Below are 18,313 nucleotides of genomic sequence, written 5' to 3' on the forward strand. Positions count from 1 at the left end.
GTCTGGTGTCGGTGGGGGTGATGCCGCGGGCGGCGCCTGAGCGCCGCCCTCAAAGGTCAGACGCCTTTTTGTCAGACGCCCTGTTTAAGGCTCGCGCTGATGAACTCGTCGAGATCGCCGTCGAGCACCGAGCGCGTGTTGCTGATTTCGACGTTCGTGCGCAGATCCTTGATCCGGCTCTGGTCGAGCACGTACGAACGGATCTGGTGACCCCAGCCCACATCGGTCTTGCTCGACTCGAGCCGGTCTTGTTCGGCCTGACGCTTGCGCATCTCGGCTTCGTAAAGGCGCGACTTCAGCATGGCCATCGCTTCCGCGCGGTTACGGTGCTGCGAGCGGTCGTTCTGGCATTGCACGACGATGCCGCTCGGGATGTGCGTGATCCGCACGGCCGAATCGGTCTTGTTGATGTGCTGACCGCCGGCGCCCGATGCGCGGTACGTATCGATACGCAGATCGGCCGGGTTGACGTCGACTTCGATCGAATCGTCGATCTCGGGGTAGACGAACACCGACGAGAACGACGTATGCCGCCCGCCCGACGAGTCGAACGGCGACTTGCGCACGAGACGGTGCACACCGGTTTCGCTGCGCAGGAAGCCGTAGGCGTATTCGCCTTCGATCTTGATCGTCGCGCTCTTGATGCCCGCGACTTCGCCGTCGGACTGTTCGAGGATTTCCGATTTGAAACCCTTGCGTTCGCAATAGCGCAGGTATTGACGCAGCAGCATCGACGCCCAGTCCTGCGCTTCAGTGCCGCCCGCGCCAGCCTGGATATCGATAAATGCGTTGTTCGGATCGGCCGGGTTCGAGAACATCCGGCGGAATTCCATATCGGCCGCACGCGACTCGATGCCTTGCACGTCGGCTTCGACCGCGACGAGCGTGTCTTCGTCGTCTTCTTCGCGAGCGAGTTCGAAGAGGTCGGCGGCGTTGCGCAGGTCCTCATCGAGTGAGCGCAGCGACATCACGACGCCATCCAGCAGCTTCTTTTCCTTGCCGAGTGCCTGCGCGCGCTGCGAATCGTCCCAGATCTTGGGGTCTTCGAGTTCTTTATTGACTTCGTTCAGGCGCGCATCTTTGACGTCGTAGTCAAAGATACCCCCGAAGTTCGACCGCGCGACGGCGCAGGTCGTTGATTGACGCTTCGAGCGTATTGAGGCGTTCGGCTTCCATGTCGCAATCTGTTCCGGAAAAAACGAGAATTATAGACGATTGAAGCAGCCCCAAGCCCGTTTGCCGAGGTCGATCTGCGCGGGCGCGGTTGCACTGCCTTCGGCCTTGCCCACCTGGGTGCCAGCGGAAAATCCGGCAACAGGATACGCTTTTGGCCTGACGGCAGAGGTGCACTACTGTATGGATGCACAGTACAATGCCGTCATCGTGCGAGTGGCACCCGGCGTATGACGGTCGAAGGCTTTTGTGATCGGCCCCGCGCCGGCTGTTGGTGGCAGATCGCGGCAACCGCCGCGGCGCTTCATCCGCTCGCTTATCTACTGACAAGGTTGGTTCAATTGCCTTCGAATAACGCTATTCGTATCCGCGGTGCGCGTCAGCACAACCTCAAGAATCTCGACGTCGACGTGCACACCGGCGAGTTGACCGTGGTGACCGGGCCATCGGGTTCGGGCAAGTCGAGTCTCGTGTTCGACACGCTGTATGCCGAGGGGCAGCGTCGTTATGTCGAGACGTTCAGCGCGTACGCACGTCAGTTCCTCGACCGGATGGACCGTCCGGCCGTCGACCGGGTCGACGGCGTCCCGCCCGCGATTGCGATCGACCAGACTAATCCGGTGCGCAGCTCGCGCTCGACGGTCGGGACGATGACCGAACTGAACGATCACCTGAAACTGCTCTACGCGCGCGCGGCGCAGCTGTTCGATCGCAAGAACGCCCAGCCGGTCCGTCACGACTCGCCCGAGACCATCTACGCCGAACTTATGGCGCGCACGCGCGACAACGATCCGCGGCTGGTCGTGACGTTCCCGGTGGAGTTGCCCGATACGACGACGGACGACGAAGTGCAGCAATGGCTGTCGGCGAGCGGTTATACGCGTGTGCAGGCCCAGCGTGAAATCGCGACGGCCGAAGGCAAGCGCAAGCTGCTCGATGTCGTGGCCGATCGCTTCCGGATTCAGAACACGGAAAAGGTCCGCGTCGTTGAAGCCATCGAAGCCGCGCTCAAGCGCGGCACTGGCCGCGTGAATGTGTACGTGCTCGCCGAGGAAGGCGAACCCGCGATCTGGCGCTTCTCGACCGGGTTGCACAATCCGGACAGCGACATTCGTTACGCCGACCCGCAACCGGCGTTGTTCTCGTTCAATTCGGCCTACGGCGCTTGCGAGACGTGCCGGGGTTTTGGACGCGTGATCGGCATCGATCTGGGGTTGGTAATCCCGGATGAGCGTAAGACGCTGCGTCAGGGCGCGATCAAGACGATTCAGACGCCCGCCTGGAAAGAGCAGCAGGACGACCTGATGAAGTACGCGGCGGCCGCGGGCATTCCGCGCGACACGCCGTGGGCGGAGATGAGCGATGAGCATCGCAAGTGGGTCATCAACGGCGCGCCCGACTGGAATGGCGACTGGAACCGCAAGTGGTACGGCGTGCGGCGGTTCTTCGACTACCTCGAGTCGAAGGCCTACAAAATGCATATCCGCGTGCTGCTCTCGAAGTACCGGAGCTACACAACGTGCGAGGCATGCGGTGGTGCGCGCCTGAAAACCGAGCCGATGTTGTGGCGTCTCGGCACGGCCGACGACGCCGCGGCGGTGCTGCCGGCTGAATCGCGTTTTATGCCGCGTGGCGTCGAATGGACGCGCGCGCAGCTTGAATCGTTGCCCGGGTTGACCGTTCACGATCTCATGTTGATGCCGATCGACCGCATCCGTGCGTTCTTCGATCGACTCACACTGCCGAGCACGCTGCTCGATGACGCACTCAAGCTGCTGCTCGGCGAAGTCCGCACGCGGCTTAAGTATCTGTGCGACGTCGGACTTGGCTACCTCACGCTCGATCGCCAGAGCCGCACGTTGTCGGGTGGCGAAGTACAACGGATCAACCTGACGACGGCACTCGGCACGTCGCTCGTCAAGACGCTGTTCGTGCTCGACGAACCCAGCATCGGGCTTCATCCGCGCGATATGAACCGGATCGTCGAGGCCATGCATCGGCTGCGCGACGCGGGCAATACGCTGGTGGTTGTCGAGCACGACCCGGCGGTCATGCTCGCGGCAGACCGCCTGATCGACATGGGGCCCGGACCGGGCGAGAAGGGCGGCACGATCGTATTCGACGGCACGCCGGGTGCGATTCGCGAGGCGGATACGCTGACCGGCGCCTACCTGGGTGCACGCAAGCACGTCGCCGACGCGTCGAACTGGGTCGCGCGACCGGTCGAGTCGGGCACGCCGAAGATCACGCTCAAGGGCGCGCGCGAACACAATCTGCGCAACGTGACGGTTGAGATTCCGTTGCAACGCCTCGTGTGCGTGACAGGCGTGTCGGGCTCCGGCAAGTCGACGCTGTTGCAGGACGTGTTGCACCCGGCGCTTGCGCGACATTTCGGCAAACCGACCGAGGCACCCGGCGCGTTCGATTCGTTGTCGGGCGCCGACGAAGTGGCCGATGTCATCTTTGTCGATCAGTCGCCGATCGGCAAGACGGCGCGTTCGAACCCCGCGAGCTACGTGGGTGCGTTCGACGAAATCCGCAAGCTGTTCGCCAAGGCGCCGCTGGCCCTTCAGCGCGGCTACGGCCCCGGCGTGTTCAGTTTCAACGCCGGAGACGGACGCTGCCCGACATGCGGAGGCTCGGGCTTCGAGCACGTCGAGATGCAGTTCCTGAGCGACGTTTATCTGCGATGCCCGGATTGCGATGGCACGCGCTATCGCCCCGAAATTCTCGAGATTCGCATCGAACGCGCGATGCAGGATGGCGTCGTGCGGGAACTCAACGTCGCCGATGTCCTTGAGCTGACGGTATCGGAAGCGACGTCGTTGTTCCGCGACGACCCTGAAGTCTTGCGCGTGCTGCAACCGATCGTCGATGTGGGACTCGAGTATGTGAAGCTCGGCCAGCCCGTTCCGACGCTGTCGGGTGGCGAGGCACAGCGGCTCAAGCTCGCAGGCTTTCTTGCGGAAACGGCTGCCGAGGGTGCGGTGGGTGCGCGTCGCGGCGCACGCAAGGGCCGGCTGTTCATGTTCGACGAGCCGACGACCGGTCTGCACTTCGATGATATTGCCAAGCTGATGCGCGCGTTTCGCAAGCTGCTCGATGGCGGCCATTCGTTGATCGTGATTGAGCACAATCTCGACGTGATTCGCTCCGCCGACTGGCTGATCGACCTCGGACCCGAAGGCGGCGAAGGCGGTGGTGAGGTCTTGTGCGTCGGATCGCCCGACGATGTCCGGGCTTGCGCGCAGTCGCACACCGGACAAGCGCTGCTCGACTACGACCGCGCGGTGCTGTCCGGTGGCGATGCGGGTCATGGGCTGCCGCTTCAATCGGCGATCAAGGCTTCGCAAAAAGCGCGGCGCGAACTTGAAGGCGAAGACGTCGTGCGTATCGTCAACGCGCGCGAGCACAACCTCAAGGCGCTCGATGTCGATATCCCGCACGGCAAGTTCAATGTCGTGACCGGCGTTTCGGGCTCGGGCAAATCGACCCTCGCGTTCGATATTCTGTTTCACGAAGGTCAGCGGCGGTATCTCGAGTCACTCAACGCTTACGCGCGGTCGATTGTCCAGCCCGCGGGGCGACCGGAAGTCGACGCGGTGTTCGGTATTCCGCCAACGGTGGCCATCGAGCAGCGTCTGTCGCGCGGCGGACGCAAGAGTACCGTTGCCACGACGACCGAGGTCTGGCACTTCTTGCGCCTGCTCTATGTGAAGCTCGGGATCCAGCACTGCATTCACGACGGCACGGCCGTATCTTCGCAGAGTCCCGAATCGATCGCCGCGCAGCTGTTGCGTGACTACAAGGGTCAGCATATCGGCCTGCTCGCGCCGCTGGTGGTCAATCGAAAGGGCGTCTATACCGATCTGGCGAAATGGGCCAAGGCGCGAGGCAACTCGCATCTGCGCGTGGATGGCGAATTCCTGCCGGTCGATCCGTGGCCGCGTCTCGACCGGTTCAAGGAGCACACGATCGAATTGCCGGTGGGTGACCTTGTGGTCTCCGCCGAGAACGAAGCGCAACTGCGTGCCTTGCTCGCGCAGACGCTCGAGGTCGGCAAGGGGATCATGCATGTGCTCGCGCCGCTCGATGATCTGGGCGCCGCGATGAACGGCAAGCAAGGCACGGCGAGCGTCGGCGCGACGAAGGTGTTTTCTACCAAGCGCGCCTGTTCGGTCTGCGGCACGAGCTATCCCGAACTCGATCCGCGCATGTTCTCGTACAACAGCAAGCATGGCTGGTGCACGACCTGCGTCGGCACGGGCCTCAAGCTCACACGCGAGCAGCGCGCGGCGTTCGACGACACGCTGCTGGCGGGCGACGAACGCGGGCGCGAGCAGACGATTCCGTCCGAGGAGCAGGAGCCCGAAGGCGTGGGCAGCGAGCCGTGCCCGGATTGCGAAGGCACGCGCCTGAACCCGGTGGCTCGCGCGGTGACCTTCGATGAACAGTCGATCGCGTTGGTGGCGCAGTGGACCGTGACGGATACGCGCGAGTGGATTCAGGGCCTCGCCTTGCAAGGGCGTGAAGCCGATATCGCACGCGACGTGGTCAGCGAAATTCGCGGACGGCTCGAGTTCCTTGAAGAAGTCGGGCTCGGCTATCTGACGCTCGATCGCGCCGCACCCACGCTGTCGGGGGGTGAAGCCCAGCGTATCCGTCTTGCCGCGCAGCTCGGCAGCAACTTGCAGGGCGTGTGCTATGTGCTCGACGAACCGACGATCGGCCTGCACCCGCGCGACAACCAGATCCTGCTCAATGCCTTGCGCAAGCTGGGCGACAAGGGCAACACGCTCGTGGTCGTCGAGCATGACGAAGACACGATCCGCCGCGCGGATCACATCATCGATATCGGTCCCGGGGCCGGCAAGCGTGGGGGTCATCTCGTTGCCGAAGGCGGCGTTTCGGATCTTGCTGCGCACGAAGACTCGTTGACAGGCCGCTTCCTCGCGCATCCGCAACTGCATCCCTTGCAGCCAAGGCGTGAGGTCAGGGCGGCTCGTGCACGCGAAGCGGCGGTGCCCGAGCAGTGGCTGACCGTGCACGACGCGACGCTGCACAATCTGCGCAACGTCACGGCGACCCTGCCGTTGGCGCGCCTCGTGGCGATCACCGGCGTCAGCGGATCGGGCAAGTCGACACTTGCACGCGATGTGTTGATGACCAATCTGCTCGATGCCGTCGGACGTTCGGTGTTGTCGTCGCCTGCGACGCGTCGTGCGAGGGCGGCCGCTCAAGTCGAGCAACCCAAGGCGTCGCGCAAGTCGAGCGTGCTCGCGCGCACTGCGCCGCGCCCCAAGTTCGACGTCAAGTATGCGTGGCACGGTTGCAGTTCGATTTCAGGGTTCGAGGCGATCGATCGTGTGCTCGAAGTCGATCAGACACCGATCGGCAAGACGCCGCGCTCGTGCCCGGCGACGTATATCGGCGTGTGGGACACGATCCGCAAGATGTTCGCCGAAACGCTCGAAGCGAAGGCGCGCGGCTATACCGCGTCGCGCTTCTCGTTCAATACCGGCGACGGACGTTGCCCCGCTTGCGAGGGGCAGGGTGTGCGCACGATCGGCATGAGCTTCCTGCCTGACGTCAAAGTGCCTTGCGACGTGTGCCATGGCCAGCGCTTCAATCCCGAAACGCTGGCGGTCACGTGGCGCGGCAAGAATATCGGCGAAGTGCTGACGATGGAGATCGACGAAGCGGTCGAGTTCTTCTCGGCCGTCACGCAGATCGCGCATCCGCTGCAGTTGATGAAGGATGTCGGGCTGGGCTACCTGACGCTTGGACAGCCGTCGCCGACCTTGTCCGGCGGCGAAGCGCAGCGCATCAAGCTCGTATCGGAACTCTCGAAGGTGCGTGACGATATCGGCCGCCGTGGTCAAAAGGCGCCGCATACGTTCTACGTGCTCGACGAGCCGACGGTGGGCCTGCATATGGCGGACGTCGCACGCCTGATCAAGGTGCTGCACCGGCTGGTCAACGGCGGACACAGCGTGCTGGTCATCGAGCACGATCTCGATGTGATTGCGGAGGCCGACTGGATTCTGGACCTCGGGCCGGAGGGCGGAGTGCAGGGCGGCACGATCGTCGCGGCGACGACGCCCGAGCGCCTGGTGACGTTGCCCGTGAGCCATACGGGCATGGCGCTGGGGCCCGTGCTCGCACGCGGGACACCGTCGTTCGGCGACGAGTCGGCTGCGCAGAGCGAGGCGCAGACCGAAGCGTAGGGAGATGGCGTGAACTCCGGGACCTGCGCGGGATGTCGATAGCCCGCAGCAGACCGCTGTGAACCGGGCGCGCATCGTAGCGGGTTCGAGCAACCGTCACGTCTTCGTGGCAGACTGCGTTCGCGCGGCTCGGTGTCGGGTCCGATAGTGGGCTCGATAGTGCGCCGCGCGCTCCCCTAACTTCCATGCGCGAGACATCCCATGAGCGAGACGCTGTACGACATTCCGGTCCAATCCATCGACGGCGCGCCGCAAACGCTCGGGCAGTACAAGGGCAAGGTGCTGCTCGTCGTCAATGTGGCGTCGAAGTGCGGATTGACGCCGCAGTACGACGGGCTCGAAGCCCTGTACCGGGACAAGCAGGCCCAAGGCCTTGAGATTCTGGGTTTTCCGGCCAACAACTTCAAAGGCCAGGAGCCGGGCAGCAACGAAGAGATCAAGGCGTTCTGCACGTCGACGTTTGACGTGACGTTCCCGATGTTCTCGAAGGTGTCGGTGGTCGGGGACGATCAACACCCGCTTTACAAGTCGTTGACGACGACGTTCCCGAACGCGACGGGCGACGGCCCGTTCCGCGAGCGCCTCTCGGGTCACGGCATCGAAACGAACGCAGTTCCGGATGTGCTCTGGAACTTTGAGAAATTCCTGATTGGCCGCGACGGCACGGTCGTCAATCGCTTCTCGCCTGACACGCCGGCGGACTCGCCGGCTCTGCTGGCTGCGATCGACGCGGAACTGGCGAAGCACTGATCTCGGCTGAGTCCGGGTCGGGCTTCTCCGGGGCTGACATCGGGCGCATCGAAGTGCCCGATGTATCTAATGTGCCGGATGCGTGAACGCCGGATGCGGATGCAGGATGTTCCGCACTGTTAGCTTCGGCGGGCGCGCGTTCGACGATCTTCGACGGCCATGGATGCGCGCCGGTCTGCAGCCACTGCAGCAGACCTTGCCAGAAATCATTCTCGTGGCGTGAGTGAAAAAGCCCGAAGTGCCCGATCTCCGTGTAACCCAGTTCGTCGGGGTCGAGGATTGCGATCGTGCGATCGCTGGACCGGTAGTAACGCGTGGTCCGGCGCATGGCCGCGAGCGTCGCGAAGTCGTCGTCGCGTGTGGCAAGCGCCGTGATCGGCGCACTCACCGCGGCGAAGCGCGCGAGCATCGGCTCGCGATCGCGTGACGGATAGCTCGACTCCATATCGGCGCCCCGGAACGCCCACTCGTTGGCGACCCCCGCGGGCAGATCTTCGAGCCAGCCCAGTTTGCGGCCGGGAAAGCGGCCACATAACAAGGTCAGGATGGGCATCACGACGTGCCATTTGACGAGTTGCCGCGCGCGATGTCGCGGCGCGTAATCACGAAAGTACGCGTACTGCGCACCGACCGTCAGCATGCGATCGATCGCGGTGGCTGATTCCGCCATGCCCGGAAGAAAACCGCCAATGCTGTGGCCGATCACAAGGTGTTGCGAGTCAGGAAAGTGCTCGCATGACCACCGGATCACTGCATCGAAATCGAGTTCTCCCCAGTCGCGCCATTGGATGCCCGAGCCGCGAAGCCGAGCAGGGCGTGAACGTCCAATGCCCCGATAGTCGTAGGTGATGACATCGAAACCGTGTCGCACAAGGAATCGTGCGAGGTGGTGGTAATACCGGGCGAGCACGCCGGTTGCGGGATTGACGATGACGACAGCCGCGTGCGCGGATTCGGCGCTCGACCACAGATGCCCTTGCAGGACATAGCTGTCCCTGCAGCGGAACTGCACGTCCTTCGCGCCGTTGTCGGTCATCGTCGGCTACCCATGGGTGGAAAGGCCCGTTCATGTCATCGGGCCCTGCGGAAGATTCTATGACGTTGTGCAGACCGACGCTTGTATCCCCACGACGATACGTAACAGACCCGGGGACACTTGCAATGAAAAAAGCCTGTGATCTCGCGATCACAGGCTTTTGTATTGGTGCCCAGAAGAGGACTCGGTCACACGGGCGCGACCCCGGCTTTGCTTGCAAGCAAAGCCTTTCGAGTCCCCACGTAACGTGCGCAGGCACGTTACTTTCTGGGCGGAATAATGAAAAAGGTCGTGATCTTGCGATCACGACCTTTAAATTGGTGCCCAGAAGAGGACTCGGTCACACGAGCGCGACCCCGGCCTTGCTTGCAAGCAAGGCCTTTCGAGTCCCCACGGAAAGCCCTCAGGGCTTTCCTTTCTGGGCGGAAAAATGAAAAAGCCTGTGATCTTGCGATCACAGGCTTTCATATATTGGTGCCCAGAAGAGGACTCGGTCACGCGAGCGCGACCCCGACTTTGCTTGCAAGCAAAGTCTTTCGAGTCCTCGCGTAACGTGCGCAGGCACGTTACTTTCTGGGCCGAATAATGAAAAAAGCCGTGATCTTGCGATCACGGCTTTTAAATTGGTGCCCAGAAGAGGACTCGAACCTCCACAGTGTTGCCACCGCTAGGACCTGAACCTAGTGCGTCTACCAATTCCGCCATCTGGGCTTGCTTGCTGTCTTAAGCAAGGCCGCCATTGTAGCGGCGTCTTCATATGTGTCAATCATTAATTCGGACTTGATGCCGACACACATAAACCGCGCTCAACAACGTCTCTTAAGACTTCGAAGACTTCACGAAACAACCACAACAACACGACTCAACCGACCAACGAAAAACGCCGTGATCTTGCGATCACGGCGTTCCGAATCTTGGTGCCCAGAAGAGGACTCGGTCACACGAGCGCGACCCCGGCCTTGCTTGCAAGCAAGGCCTTTCGAGTCCCCACGGAAAGCCCTCAGGGCTTTCCTTTCTGGGCGGAAAATGAAAAAGCCTGTGATCTTGCGATCACAGGCTTTCATATATTGGTGCCCAGAAGAGGACTCGAACCTCCACAGTGTTGCCACCGCTAGGACCTGAACCTAGTGCGTCTACCAATTCCGCCATCTGGGCACTGCTTACTGCTTGCTGTTTCTCGAACAGCGAAGCAGCGATTATTCCGGGCTTCTCGGAATCTGTCAACACCCCCGCACGCTTTTCTTTCGTTTGAGCAGACGCGCCCAAAGATCGAGCGACATCGCAGGTTCCAACAGCTCGCCGCGCCCACGCCGCACGCTGTACGGACAAAGGCTGGTGATAGAATCGATTTCAGTCTTTTTACACTTCACAGAACAGACTCACCTTCGCGCCGACCCGCCCTTGAGTAAATACCCTTACCCGATTCCCAGCCGTGAGGAAATCCTCGGCGTGTTGCGCACGACCGAAGCGCCGCTGGCGGCCAACGATATCGCAGAAGCCCTCGCGATCAAGCGACAGGAGCGCGAAGGCTTTCTCAAGCGGCTTGCCGCGATGGAACGCGACGGCCAACTCCGGCTCGACAAGCGCGGCTACTACCAGCTCACGCATCCGTCGAACTTCGTCGCAGGCCGCGTACAAGGTCACCGCGACGGATACGGTTTCCTGATCCGCGACGACGGGCAGGACGATCTGTTTCTCGCGAACGCCGAGATGCAGAAGGTCATGCACAACGATCGCGTGCTCGCGCGCATCGTCGGCTACGATCGCCGCGGTCGCCCGGAAGGCCATATCGTTGAAGTCACTGATCGCGCGAATCGCCAGGTCATCGGCCGTCTGCTCAATGAAAACGGCGTGCTGTTGGTCGCACCCGAAGACAAACGCATCGGCCACGACATCCTGATCACATCGCGCACGCAGGGCAAGGCGCGCGTCGGCCAGGTCGTCAGTGTCGAAATCACAGACTTCCCGAGCCGTCATTCGCAGCCGCTCGGCCGTGTGATCGAAGTGCTCGGCGAGATCGACGACCCGGGCATGGAGATCGAGATCGCCGTTCGCAAGTACGGCGTTCCGTATGAGTTCAGCCAGCCGGCGCTCGCCAAAGCTGCTCAGTTGCCCGATGAAGTCAAAGGCAGCGACCTGAGTCATCGTGTCGATCTGCGCGATGTTCCGCTTGTCACGATCGACGGCGAAGACGCGCGCGACTTCGACGACGCGGTCTATTGCGAACCGATCAAGGTGGGCCGCGGCGAAGGGTATCGACTGCTCGTGGCGATCGCTGACGTCTCGCACTACGTGACGCCCAACGACGCCCTCGACGTCGATGCACTCGAACGCAGCACGTCGGTCTATTTCCCGCGCCGCGTCATTCCGATGCTGCCCGAGAAACTGTCGAACGGCTTGTGCTCGCTGAATCCCGATGTCGACCGTTGCGTGCTGGTCTGCGACCTCGTTGTGACGAGCAAGGGCGAAATCAAGGCGTACCAGTTTTATCCGGCGGTCATGCACTCGGCCGCACGCCTGACCTACACCGAAGTCGCCGCGGTGCTCGGCAACACGAAGGGTCCGGAGGCCGCGAAGCGCGCGGATCTGCTGCCGCATCTGCAGAATCTCTACAACGTCTACAAGTCCTTGCTGCATGCGCGCCAGAAGCGCGGCGCCATCGACTTCGATACGACCGAGACCTATATCGTCTGCAACGCGCAGGGCAAGATCGAACAGATCGTGCCGCGCACGCGCAACGACGCGCACAAGCTCATTGAAGAATGCATGCTCGCGGCGAACGTCTGCGCGGCCGACTTCATGAAGCGACACAAGCACCCGGGGCTGTACCGGATTCACGCGGGCCCGACCGAAGAGAAGCTCGCGAATCTGCGCAGCTTCCTGCGGGGCGTCGGCCTGACGCTCGGTGGCAACGACAAGCCGCATGCGAGCGACTACGCGGCGCTGATGGCGCAAATCCGCACGCGCCCGGACGCGCAGATGCTTCAGTCGATGCTGCTGCGCTCGATGCAGCAGGCGGTCTACAGCCCCGACAATATCGGGCACTTCGGTCTTGCCTACGATGCGTACGCGCATTTCACGAGCCCGATTCGCCGCTATCCCGATCTGCTGACGCATCGCGTGATCCGTTCGATCCTCTCGCGCCGCAAGTATCAGCCCGAGGTGTCGCATGACGTCGTGCTCAACACGGCGTTGTCGCCGGCTGCGCGAGCCATGCAACGCGAAGACGACAACGCGCGCGGCCGCAGCCGTTCGAACGTGGCGATCTGGGAAGAACTCGGCATGCATTGCTCGGCGAACGAGCGCCGTGCCGATGAGGCTTCTCGCGACGTCGAAGCGTGGCTCAAGTGCTACTTCATGCGCGACAAGCTCGGCGAGGAATACGGCGGCATGGTCAACGGCGTGACGTCGTTCGGCATTTTCGTGCAGCTCGACTCGTTGTTTATCGAAGGGCTCGTCCATGTGACGGAGCTCGGCTCGGACTATTTCCAGTACGACGAGATCAAGAACGAGCTGCGCGGCGAGCGCACGGGGATTCGCTATCGCTTGTCGGATCGCGTGCGCGTTCAGGTGAGCCGCGTGGATCTCGATGCACGCAAGATCGACTTCCGGCTCGTGCGCGACACGCCTTCCAAAGCGATCACGGCGGCTCGCGGGATGCCCGACAAGGCAGAACGAGCGGGCGCGACGGAACGGGTTGGCAAGGGCGGTGCGTCCGGCGGTGGGCCGGCGATCCGGCAACTGAACGGTGCGGGTCGCGGCGAAATCGGTTCGGGTCGTGGCGAATCCGGTTCCGGTCGCGGCGAATCGCGCAAGTCGGGATCGCGCTCGAGCGAGTCGGGGCGTTCATCCAAACCGGCCGCCAAGAAGCGCGCGGCCACGCCTGCGGCAAAGAAGCGCACGCGCAAGTATTAAGCGAGCACGGCCCGCGATCGCCGCTCGGCGATGCACGGGAAGAACACGCAGTATCTGACGGGCGTCGAATTCGCGACGCCCGTGTTTTGATTGTTGATTGATTTCTCTAGAAAGGTTGCACCTCGATGGCCCGTCTCAAAGTTCTCTATGGTTTTCACGCCGTCACCGCGCGCATGCGCCACGATGCGTCGACGATCGAAGAGATTCTCTATGACCCGACCCGGCGTGATCGCCGGATGATGGATTTTCTCGCGCAAGCCGAGGCGGCGGGCGTGCGGGTCATTGCGGCAGACGCACAGCGTCTGCAAGGGCTCACCGGGAACGACCGGCACCAGGGTGTCGTTGCGCGCGCTGAAGATATCGCGCTTGCGCAGAATCTGGCCGAACTGCTCGACGGCGTCTCGGGCCCGGCCTTGCTGCTGGTGCTCGATGGCGTGACCGATCCTCACAACCTCGGCGCATGCCTGCGTGTCGCCGATGCAGCTGGCGCACATGCCGTGATCGCGCCGCGCGATCGCGCTGTCGGACTGAATGCGACGGCGGCCAAGGTTGCGAGTGGCGCCGCCGAAACGGTGCCTTACATCACGGTCACCAATCTCGCACGCGCCATCCGCGAGCTTCAGGAAGCCGGCGTCTGGGTGATCGGCACCGATGATGAGGCGTCCGAGTCTGTGTACGACACCAAGCTCGACGGCCCGATCGCCATTGTGATGGGTGCCGAAGGCGAAGGCATGCGACGTCTGACGCGTGAGACGTGCGATATGTTGATGCATATCCCGATGGCCGGCAGCGTCGAGAGTCTGAACGTGTCGGTCGCGAGCGGCGTGTGCCTGTTCGAGGCCGTTCGCCAGCGAACCGTGGCCGGCATAGCGAAGGGGTAACGCCCACCATGAGCCTGCGCGCGTTCAACACTGGGCATCCCATGACGCGCGCACATGAGTGGATCGTCAACGCGCGTCATCTGTTCGTGCTGACGGGGGCAGGCATATCGGCCGAAAGCGGTGTGCCCACGTTTCGCGATGCGCAGACGGGGCTCTGGGCCCGCTACGATCCGCTTGATCTCGCCACGCCGGATGCGTTTGCACGTGACCCTGCGCTAGTCTGGCAGTGGTATGCGCATCGTCGTGAACTCGTTTCGCGCGCCGAGCCCAATGCCGCCCATCTCGCGCTCTCGCGGTGGCAGGCACGTCGCACGATGACGCTCGCCACGCAGAATGTCGACGGCCTGCATGCGCGTGCGGGTAGTCGCGACGTCATCGAGCTTCACGGCAATCTGTTCGAGAACACCTGGTTTCGCGGCTGCGGGCGGTGCTCGATCGAGGTGGCCCGATCATCCAATGACAACGCGCCGCCACAATGCGAGACATGCGGGGCTTTGGTGCGTCCGGCGGTCGTCTGGTTCGGCGAGGCCTTGCCTGAGCGCGCATTCGAAGCCGCGCATGAGGCTGCGGCTTCGTGCGACATCTGCCTGGTCGTCGGGACGTCCGGCATGGTCTATCCGGCGGCAGGCCTTCCGACTGTCGCCGCGGAGCACGGCGCGCGCGTCATCATCGTCAATCCCCAGCGCAGCGACCTCGATCACGACGCCGATATCGTGCTCTATCAGAAGGCTGCGGAGTGCCTGCCGGTGTTGTTGTCCGAATCCGGTAACGCAGAAAGCTAGCGGGCGGGCGCCGCGAGGCGAGTCGTTACCGACCCTGCCCATTGGTTGAACGACCAAGGCCCGGCGACCAAGACCCGACGACCAAGGCTCAACGTCGAGAGTCCTTACCCCGGGCACAGCGCATGCTCTGCCTCGCAGGTAGTCCGATCACCTCGCTGTCCGATACACTACGCGCCTCTGTTCTTTTGCGGTGCCGACCATGAATCAAGACGAACTCAAACACCTGGTAGGCCGCGCGGCCGCCAACTATGTCCTGTCCAATGTGGCGCACGGTGCCGTGCTCGGCGTCGGCACGGGCTCGACGGCCAACTTCTTTATCGACGAGATCGCGGTCCATAAGGATCGCTTTCGCGGTGCGGTGTCGAGTTCGGTCGCAAGCACCGAGCGCCTGCGCAATCACGGCTTTGAGATTCTGGAGCTCAACGACGTCGAAACGTTGCCGGTCTATGTCGACGGCGCCGATGAAATCGACGCGCAGGGCCATATGATCAAGGGCGGGGGCGGGGCGCTCACGCGCGAGAAGATCGTCGCGGCGGTGGCGCAGACCTTCGTGTGCATCGTCGATCAGAGCAAGCGCGTCGAGCAGCTCGGCAAATTTCCGCTGCCCGTCGAAGTGATTCCGATGGCGAGCTCGGCGATCGCGCGCCGCCTCGTCGCAATGGACGGCGAGCCGAAGCTGCGCAAGGCGAAGGACGGCAGCACGTTTATCACCGACAACGGCAACTGGATTCTCGACGTGCAATCGCTGCGTATCGACGATCCGGTTGCGCTGGAAGCCGAGATCAATAACTGGCCGGGCGTGGTGACTTCGGGGCTGTTCGCGCTGCGTGGCGCGAATATCTGTCTGCTTGGCACGCCGGACGGCGTGGATCGCGTCGACTACTAATCGCCGACCAATCGCTTACTAATCGCCGACCAATCGCCGACCAATCAATCGACTAAGAGTCGGCGACTCGTGGTTACGCGTCGACAGGCCAGGGGCGAAGGCCCCTAGGCCTCACGTCGCACAATCGCTGCGACCTCGGCATCGACGGGCGAACCCGTGCTGGCGAGCCCTTGCACGACGCCAGCGCGATCCTCGGCCGTCCTGTTCTGGCTCATTTTCCACTTGCCGATCATTCGGTCGACCGTGATTTCGATGCCGACGATTTTCTCGATCATCTGATCGAGATAGTCAGACGGTGCATCGCCCATTTTCCAGGGCTTGGGCTGGGTCGACTCCATGCGCTGAGTCAGGCGTGCGACAAGCCCACGCACCCACCGAGGGTCGTCGATCGGCGTCAGCTTTCCGTGTACGTGAACGACCGCATAGTTGTAGGTCGGCACGACCTCGTGCGTCGTCTGCTTGCTCGGATACCAATTGGGCGAGATGTAAGCCGAGGGTCCCTCGAAGATCACCAGCGTATCGGTGCCGGCCGTGCTCAGCGTGGCAAATGCATTCTTGCGCGCGACGTGTCCGCGCAGCACCGCCTTGCCGTGCTCATCGATGTCGAGCAGGAAAGGCAGGTGATTGGCATCCAGTCCGTCTTCCGTATGAATGATCACCGCGCCGAGAGGGTTGGCGCGAATTAGCGCATGCAAGGCGTCCGGTTTCGATTCTTCGAATGCTTCAGGCAGATACACGATGGGGCTCGGTTCGCAAATCAGAAGTCAGTGAGGGAATCGCTGCAGTCGCCGAGGCAAGATCGGATGCAGAGGCCGGCGAGCCGGCACTGATGATGCAAATGACGCAAATGATGCAGATGACGCAGATGATGCGGAGAATGACCCAACGACGATCCGGACCAACGTTCGAATCATCAGTCAGGCCATGAGTCAGGTCATCAATCAGGTCATCAGCCGCACGGGATCTCAGGCGCTTTCAGGCGGAACGAAACCCGACGCGGTGTCGGCGCCTTCGCCAAACAGATACTTCTCGGTTTGCTTGAGCAAATACTGGCGTGCGCGCGAATCGGCCATATTGAGGCGATTTTCGTTGATCAGCATCGTTTGCTGCTTGAGCCAGCCTTGCCACGCTTCCTTCGAAATGCCTTCGTAAATGCGCTTGCCCAACTCGCCGGGTACCGGCGGGAAATCCAGACCTTCTGCGTCCTTGTTCAGTTTCGCGCAATGAACAGTGCGTGCCATCGTGATGCTTCTCCAATCTCGGGTTGAACGTGTTGTCGCGTTCGGTGGGGATTACAGCTGTTTGATCAACACGAGTGATCTTCGCTGAAAGTTATAAAACTTGCGACGGTCTTCAGGCAGGTCTTCGACGCTTGCCTTGACGAATCCTCGCTTGAGGAACCAGTGCTCGGTCCGGGTCGTCAGCACGAACAGGCGGTTCAGGCCGCGTGCCCGCGCGCGTTGCTCGATGCGCTTGAGCAGCCGTTCGCCGTCGCCCGAGCCCTGCGCTTCGGGTGCGACGGTCAGGCAAGCCATCTCGCCGATGCGCTCCTGCGGATACGGATATAGCGCGGCGCAGCCGAACAGCACGCCATCGTGCTCGATCACGGAGAAGTGATCGATGTCGCGTTCGATCTGGTGCCGGCCACGGCGCACGAGTGTGCCGTCGACCTCGAGCGGTTCGATGAGCTGGAGGATGCCCCCGACGTCATCCGACGACGCTTCGCGCAGGCTCTCGAGATTTTCGTACGAAATCATCGTGCCGACGCCGTCGTGGAGGAACAGCTCGAGCAGCACGCTACCGTCGAGCAGATACGGCACCATATGCGCACGGGGCACACCGCCGCGGCAGGCGCGGATCGCGTGCTTCAGGTAACTGGCGGCGTCGGTCTCGGGCTCGAGCCCTTCGTGAATCTGCTGCGCCTCCTCGAGTGACAGCTCGCGCAGCAAATCGCCGCTTTCGTCGGTGATGCCGGGCATCTCCGTCAGGAAGATCAGCTTGTCCGCGCGCAGCGCGATCGCGACCGACGACGCGACATCTTCCATCGATAAATTGAACGCCTCACCGGTCGGCGAGAAACCGAGCGGCGACAGCAGCACCATTTTGCGGCCGGGGCTCGACAGGGACTGGCGCAGCGAGTCGGCATCGATCTTGCGCACGACGCCCGTGTGCTGGAAGTCGACGCCTTCGAGGATACCGACCGGTCGCGCGGTCACGAAGTTGCCGGAGATGATGCTGATGCGCGCGTGCGCCATCGGCGTGTTCGGCAGCCCCTGGCTGATCGCGGCTTCGATATCGAGCCGAACTTCACCGGCCGCCTCTTTGGCGGCTTCGAGCGCGCGCAGGTCGGTGATGCGCATGCCGAGCGCGAACTGCGATTCGACCTGGTGAAGCTGGAGTTGCTCTTCAACCTGGGGACGCGAGCCGTGAACGAGCACGATATGCATGCCCATCGCGTGGAGCAAGGCAAGATCCTGCACCAGCGCATTCAGTCCGCCTTCCTTGACGAGCTCGCCGCCAAAAGCGACGACGAAGGTCTTGTTGCGGAACGCGTGAATGTAAGGCGCGACCGATCGCAACCATTCGACGAATTGGGAATGGTCGGTGGCCTCGGGCAGGGTAACGAGATCGGTTTGCGAATTCATGGCGGGATTATAATGCGC

General features: G+C 62.5%; 11 protein-coding genes and 2 tRNA genes. 6 read left to right on the forward strand and 7 right to left on the reverse strand.

What is annotated here, in order from left to right:
- Positions 1 to 71: 71 nt before the first annotated feature.
- A protein-coding gene (prfB, locus tag ACMFWR_RS09845) for a peptide chain release factor 2 (RefSeq protein WP_413191494.1) occupies positions 72 to 1,176 on the reverse strand; the annotation gives its coding sequence in 2 pieces (ribosomal slippage) (positions 72 to 1,094 and positions 1,096 to 1,176; 1,104 coding nt in all).
- A gap of 338 nt (positions 1,177 to 1,514) precedes the next feature.
- Here prfB and uvrA point away from each other — a divergent pair.
- A complete protein-coding gene (gene uvrA, locus ACMFWR_RS09850; RefSeq protein WP_413191495.1) occupies positions 1,515 to 7,400 on the forward strand; it encodes an excinuclease ABC subunit UvrA in 5,886 nt (1,961 codons plus the stop codon).
- A gap of 201 nt (positions 7,401 to 7,601) precedes the next feature.
- Positions 7,602 to 8,150, forward strand: a complete 549-nt coding sequence (locus ACMFWR_RS09855; RefSeq protein WP_413191496.1) for a glutathione peroxidase — start codon at positions 7,602 to 7,604, stop codon at positions 8,148 to 8,150.
- On the opposite strand, the gene ACMFWR_RS09860 is transcribed toward ACMFWR_RS09855, so the two are convergent.
- The 3 genes from ACMFWR_RS09860 to ACMFWR_RS09870 all read right to left on the reverse strand — a co-directional run bounded on the left by ACMFWR_RS09860 (position 8,071) and on the right by ACMFWR_RS09870 (position 10,341).
- A complete protein-coding gene (locus ACMFWR_RS09860) occupies positions 8,071 to 9,186 on the reverse strand; it encodes an alpha/beta fold hydrolase (RefSeq protein WP_413191497.1) in 1,116 nt (371 codons plus the stop codon). The genes ACMFWR_RS09855 and ACMFWR_RS09860 overlap by 80 nt on opposite strands.
- A gap of 624 nt (positions 9,187 to 9,810) precedes the next feature.
- Positions 9,811 to 9,897, reverse strand: a tRNA-Leu gene (locus ACMFWR_RS09865).
- 357 nt (positions 9,898 to 10,254) lie between these two features.
- A tRNA-Leu gene (locus ACMFWR_RS09870) sits at positions 10,255 to 10,341 on the reverse strand.
- A gap of 246 nt (positions 10,342 to 10,587) precedes the next feature.
- Here ACMFWR_RS09870 and rnr point away from each other — a divergent pair.
- The 4 genes from rnr (at position 10,588) to rpiA (ending at position 15,650) form a co-directional block, all read left to right on the forward strand.
- A complete protein-coding gene (gene rnr / locus ACMFWR_RS09875; protein WP_413191498.1) occupies positions 10,588 to 13,101 on the forward strand; it encodes a ribonuclease R in 2,514 nt (837 codons plus the stop codon).
- A gap of 125 nt (positions 13,102 to 13,226) precedes the next feature.
- Positions 13,227 to 13,982: a 23S rRNA (guanosine(2251)-2'-O)-methyltransferase RlmB gene (gene rlmB / locus ACMFWR_RS09880; protein ID WP_413191499.1), complete on the forward strand. Its 756-nt coding sequence runs from the start codon at positions 13,227 to 13,229 to the stop codon at positions 13,980 to 13,982.
- Between the two features lie 41 nt (positions 13,983 to 14,023).
- A complete protein-coding gene (locus ACMFWR_RS09885; protein ID WP_413191500.1) occupies positions 14,024 to 14,764 on the forward strand; it encodes an SIR2 family NAD-dependent protein deacylase in 741 nt (246 codons plus the stop codon).
- Positions 14,765 to 14,963: 199 nt separating this feature from the next.
- Complete coding sequence (gene rpiA, locus ACMFWR_RS09890) at positions 14,964 to 15,650, forward strand: ribose-5-phosphate isomerase RpiA (protein WP_413191501.1); 687 nt, start codon at positions 14,964 to 14,966, stop codon at positions 15,648 to 15,650.
- A 104-nt stretch (positions 15,651 to 15,754) separates the two neighbouring features.
- Here the strand turns inward: rpiA and ACMFWR_RS09895 are convergent, their stop codons facing one another.
- The 3 genes from ACMFWR_RS09895 to argA form a co-directional block, all read right to left on the reverse strand.
- Complete coding sequence (locus tag ACMFWR_RS09895; protein ID WP_413191502.1) at positions 15,755 to 16,387, reverse strand: FMN-binding negative transcriptional regulator; 633 nt, start codon at positions 16,385 to 16,387, stop codon at positions 15,755 to 15,757.
- A gap of 228 nt (positions 16,388 to 16,615) precedes the next feature.
- Positions 16,616 to 16,891, reverse strand: coding sequence for an oxidative damage protection protein (locus ACMFWR_RS09900; protein WP_413191503.1), 276 nt, complete (start codon positions 16,889 to 16,891; stop codon positions 16,616 to 16,618).
- Between the two features lie 51 nt (positions 16,892 to 16,942).
- Entirely contained in the window at positions 16,943 to 18,295 is a 1,353-nt protein-coding gene (argA, locus tag ACMFWR_RS09905; RefSeq protein WP_413191504.1) for an amino-acid N-acetyltransferase, read from the reverse strand.
- Between the last annotated feature and the right edge of the window lie 18 nt (positions 18,296 to 18,313).

Source organism: Pararobbsia alpina (assembly GCF_965118125.1).
Taxonomy (GTDB): Bacteria; Pseudomonadota; Gammaproteobacteria; order Burkholderiales; family Burkholderiaceae; genus Pararobbsia; species Pararobbsia alpina_A.

Excerpts from the sequence above, each read along its gene's own strand:
- rpiA (WP_413191501.1), top strand. The coding sequence starts at position 14,964 with ATGAATCAAGACGAACTCAAACACCTGGTAGGCCGCGCGGCCGCCAAC.
- ACMFWR_RS09885 (WP_413191500.1), top strand. The coding sequence starts at position 14,024 with ATGACGCGCGCACATGAGTGGATCGTCAACGCGCGTCATCTGTTCGTG.
- argA (WP_413191504.1), bottom strand. The coding sequence starts at position 18,295 with ATGAATTCGCAAACCGATCTCGTTACCCTGCCCGAGGCCACCGACCAT.
- ACMFWR_RS09900 (WP_413191503.1), bottom strand. The coding sequence starts at position 16,891 with ATGGCACGCACTGTTCATTGCGCGAAACTGAACAAGGACGCAGAAGGT.
- ACMFWR_RS09855 (WP_413191496.1), top strand. The coding sequence starts at position 7,602 with ATGAGCGAGACGCTGTACGACATTCCGGTCCAATCCATCGACGGCGCG.
- ACMFWR_RS09860 (WP_413191497.1), bottom strand. The coding sequence starts at position 9,186 with ATGACCGACAACGGCGCGAAGGACGTGCAGTTCCGCTGCAGGGACAGC.
- rlmB (WP_413191499.1), top strand. The coding sequence starts at position 13,227 with ATGGCCCGTCTCAAAGTTCTCTATGGTTTTCACGCCGTCACCGCGCGC.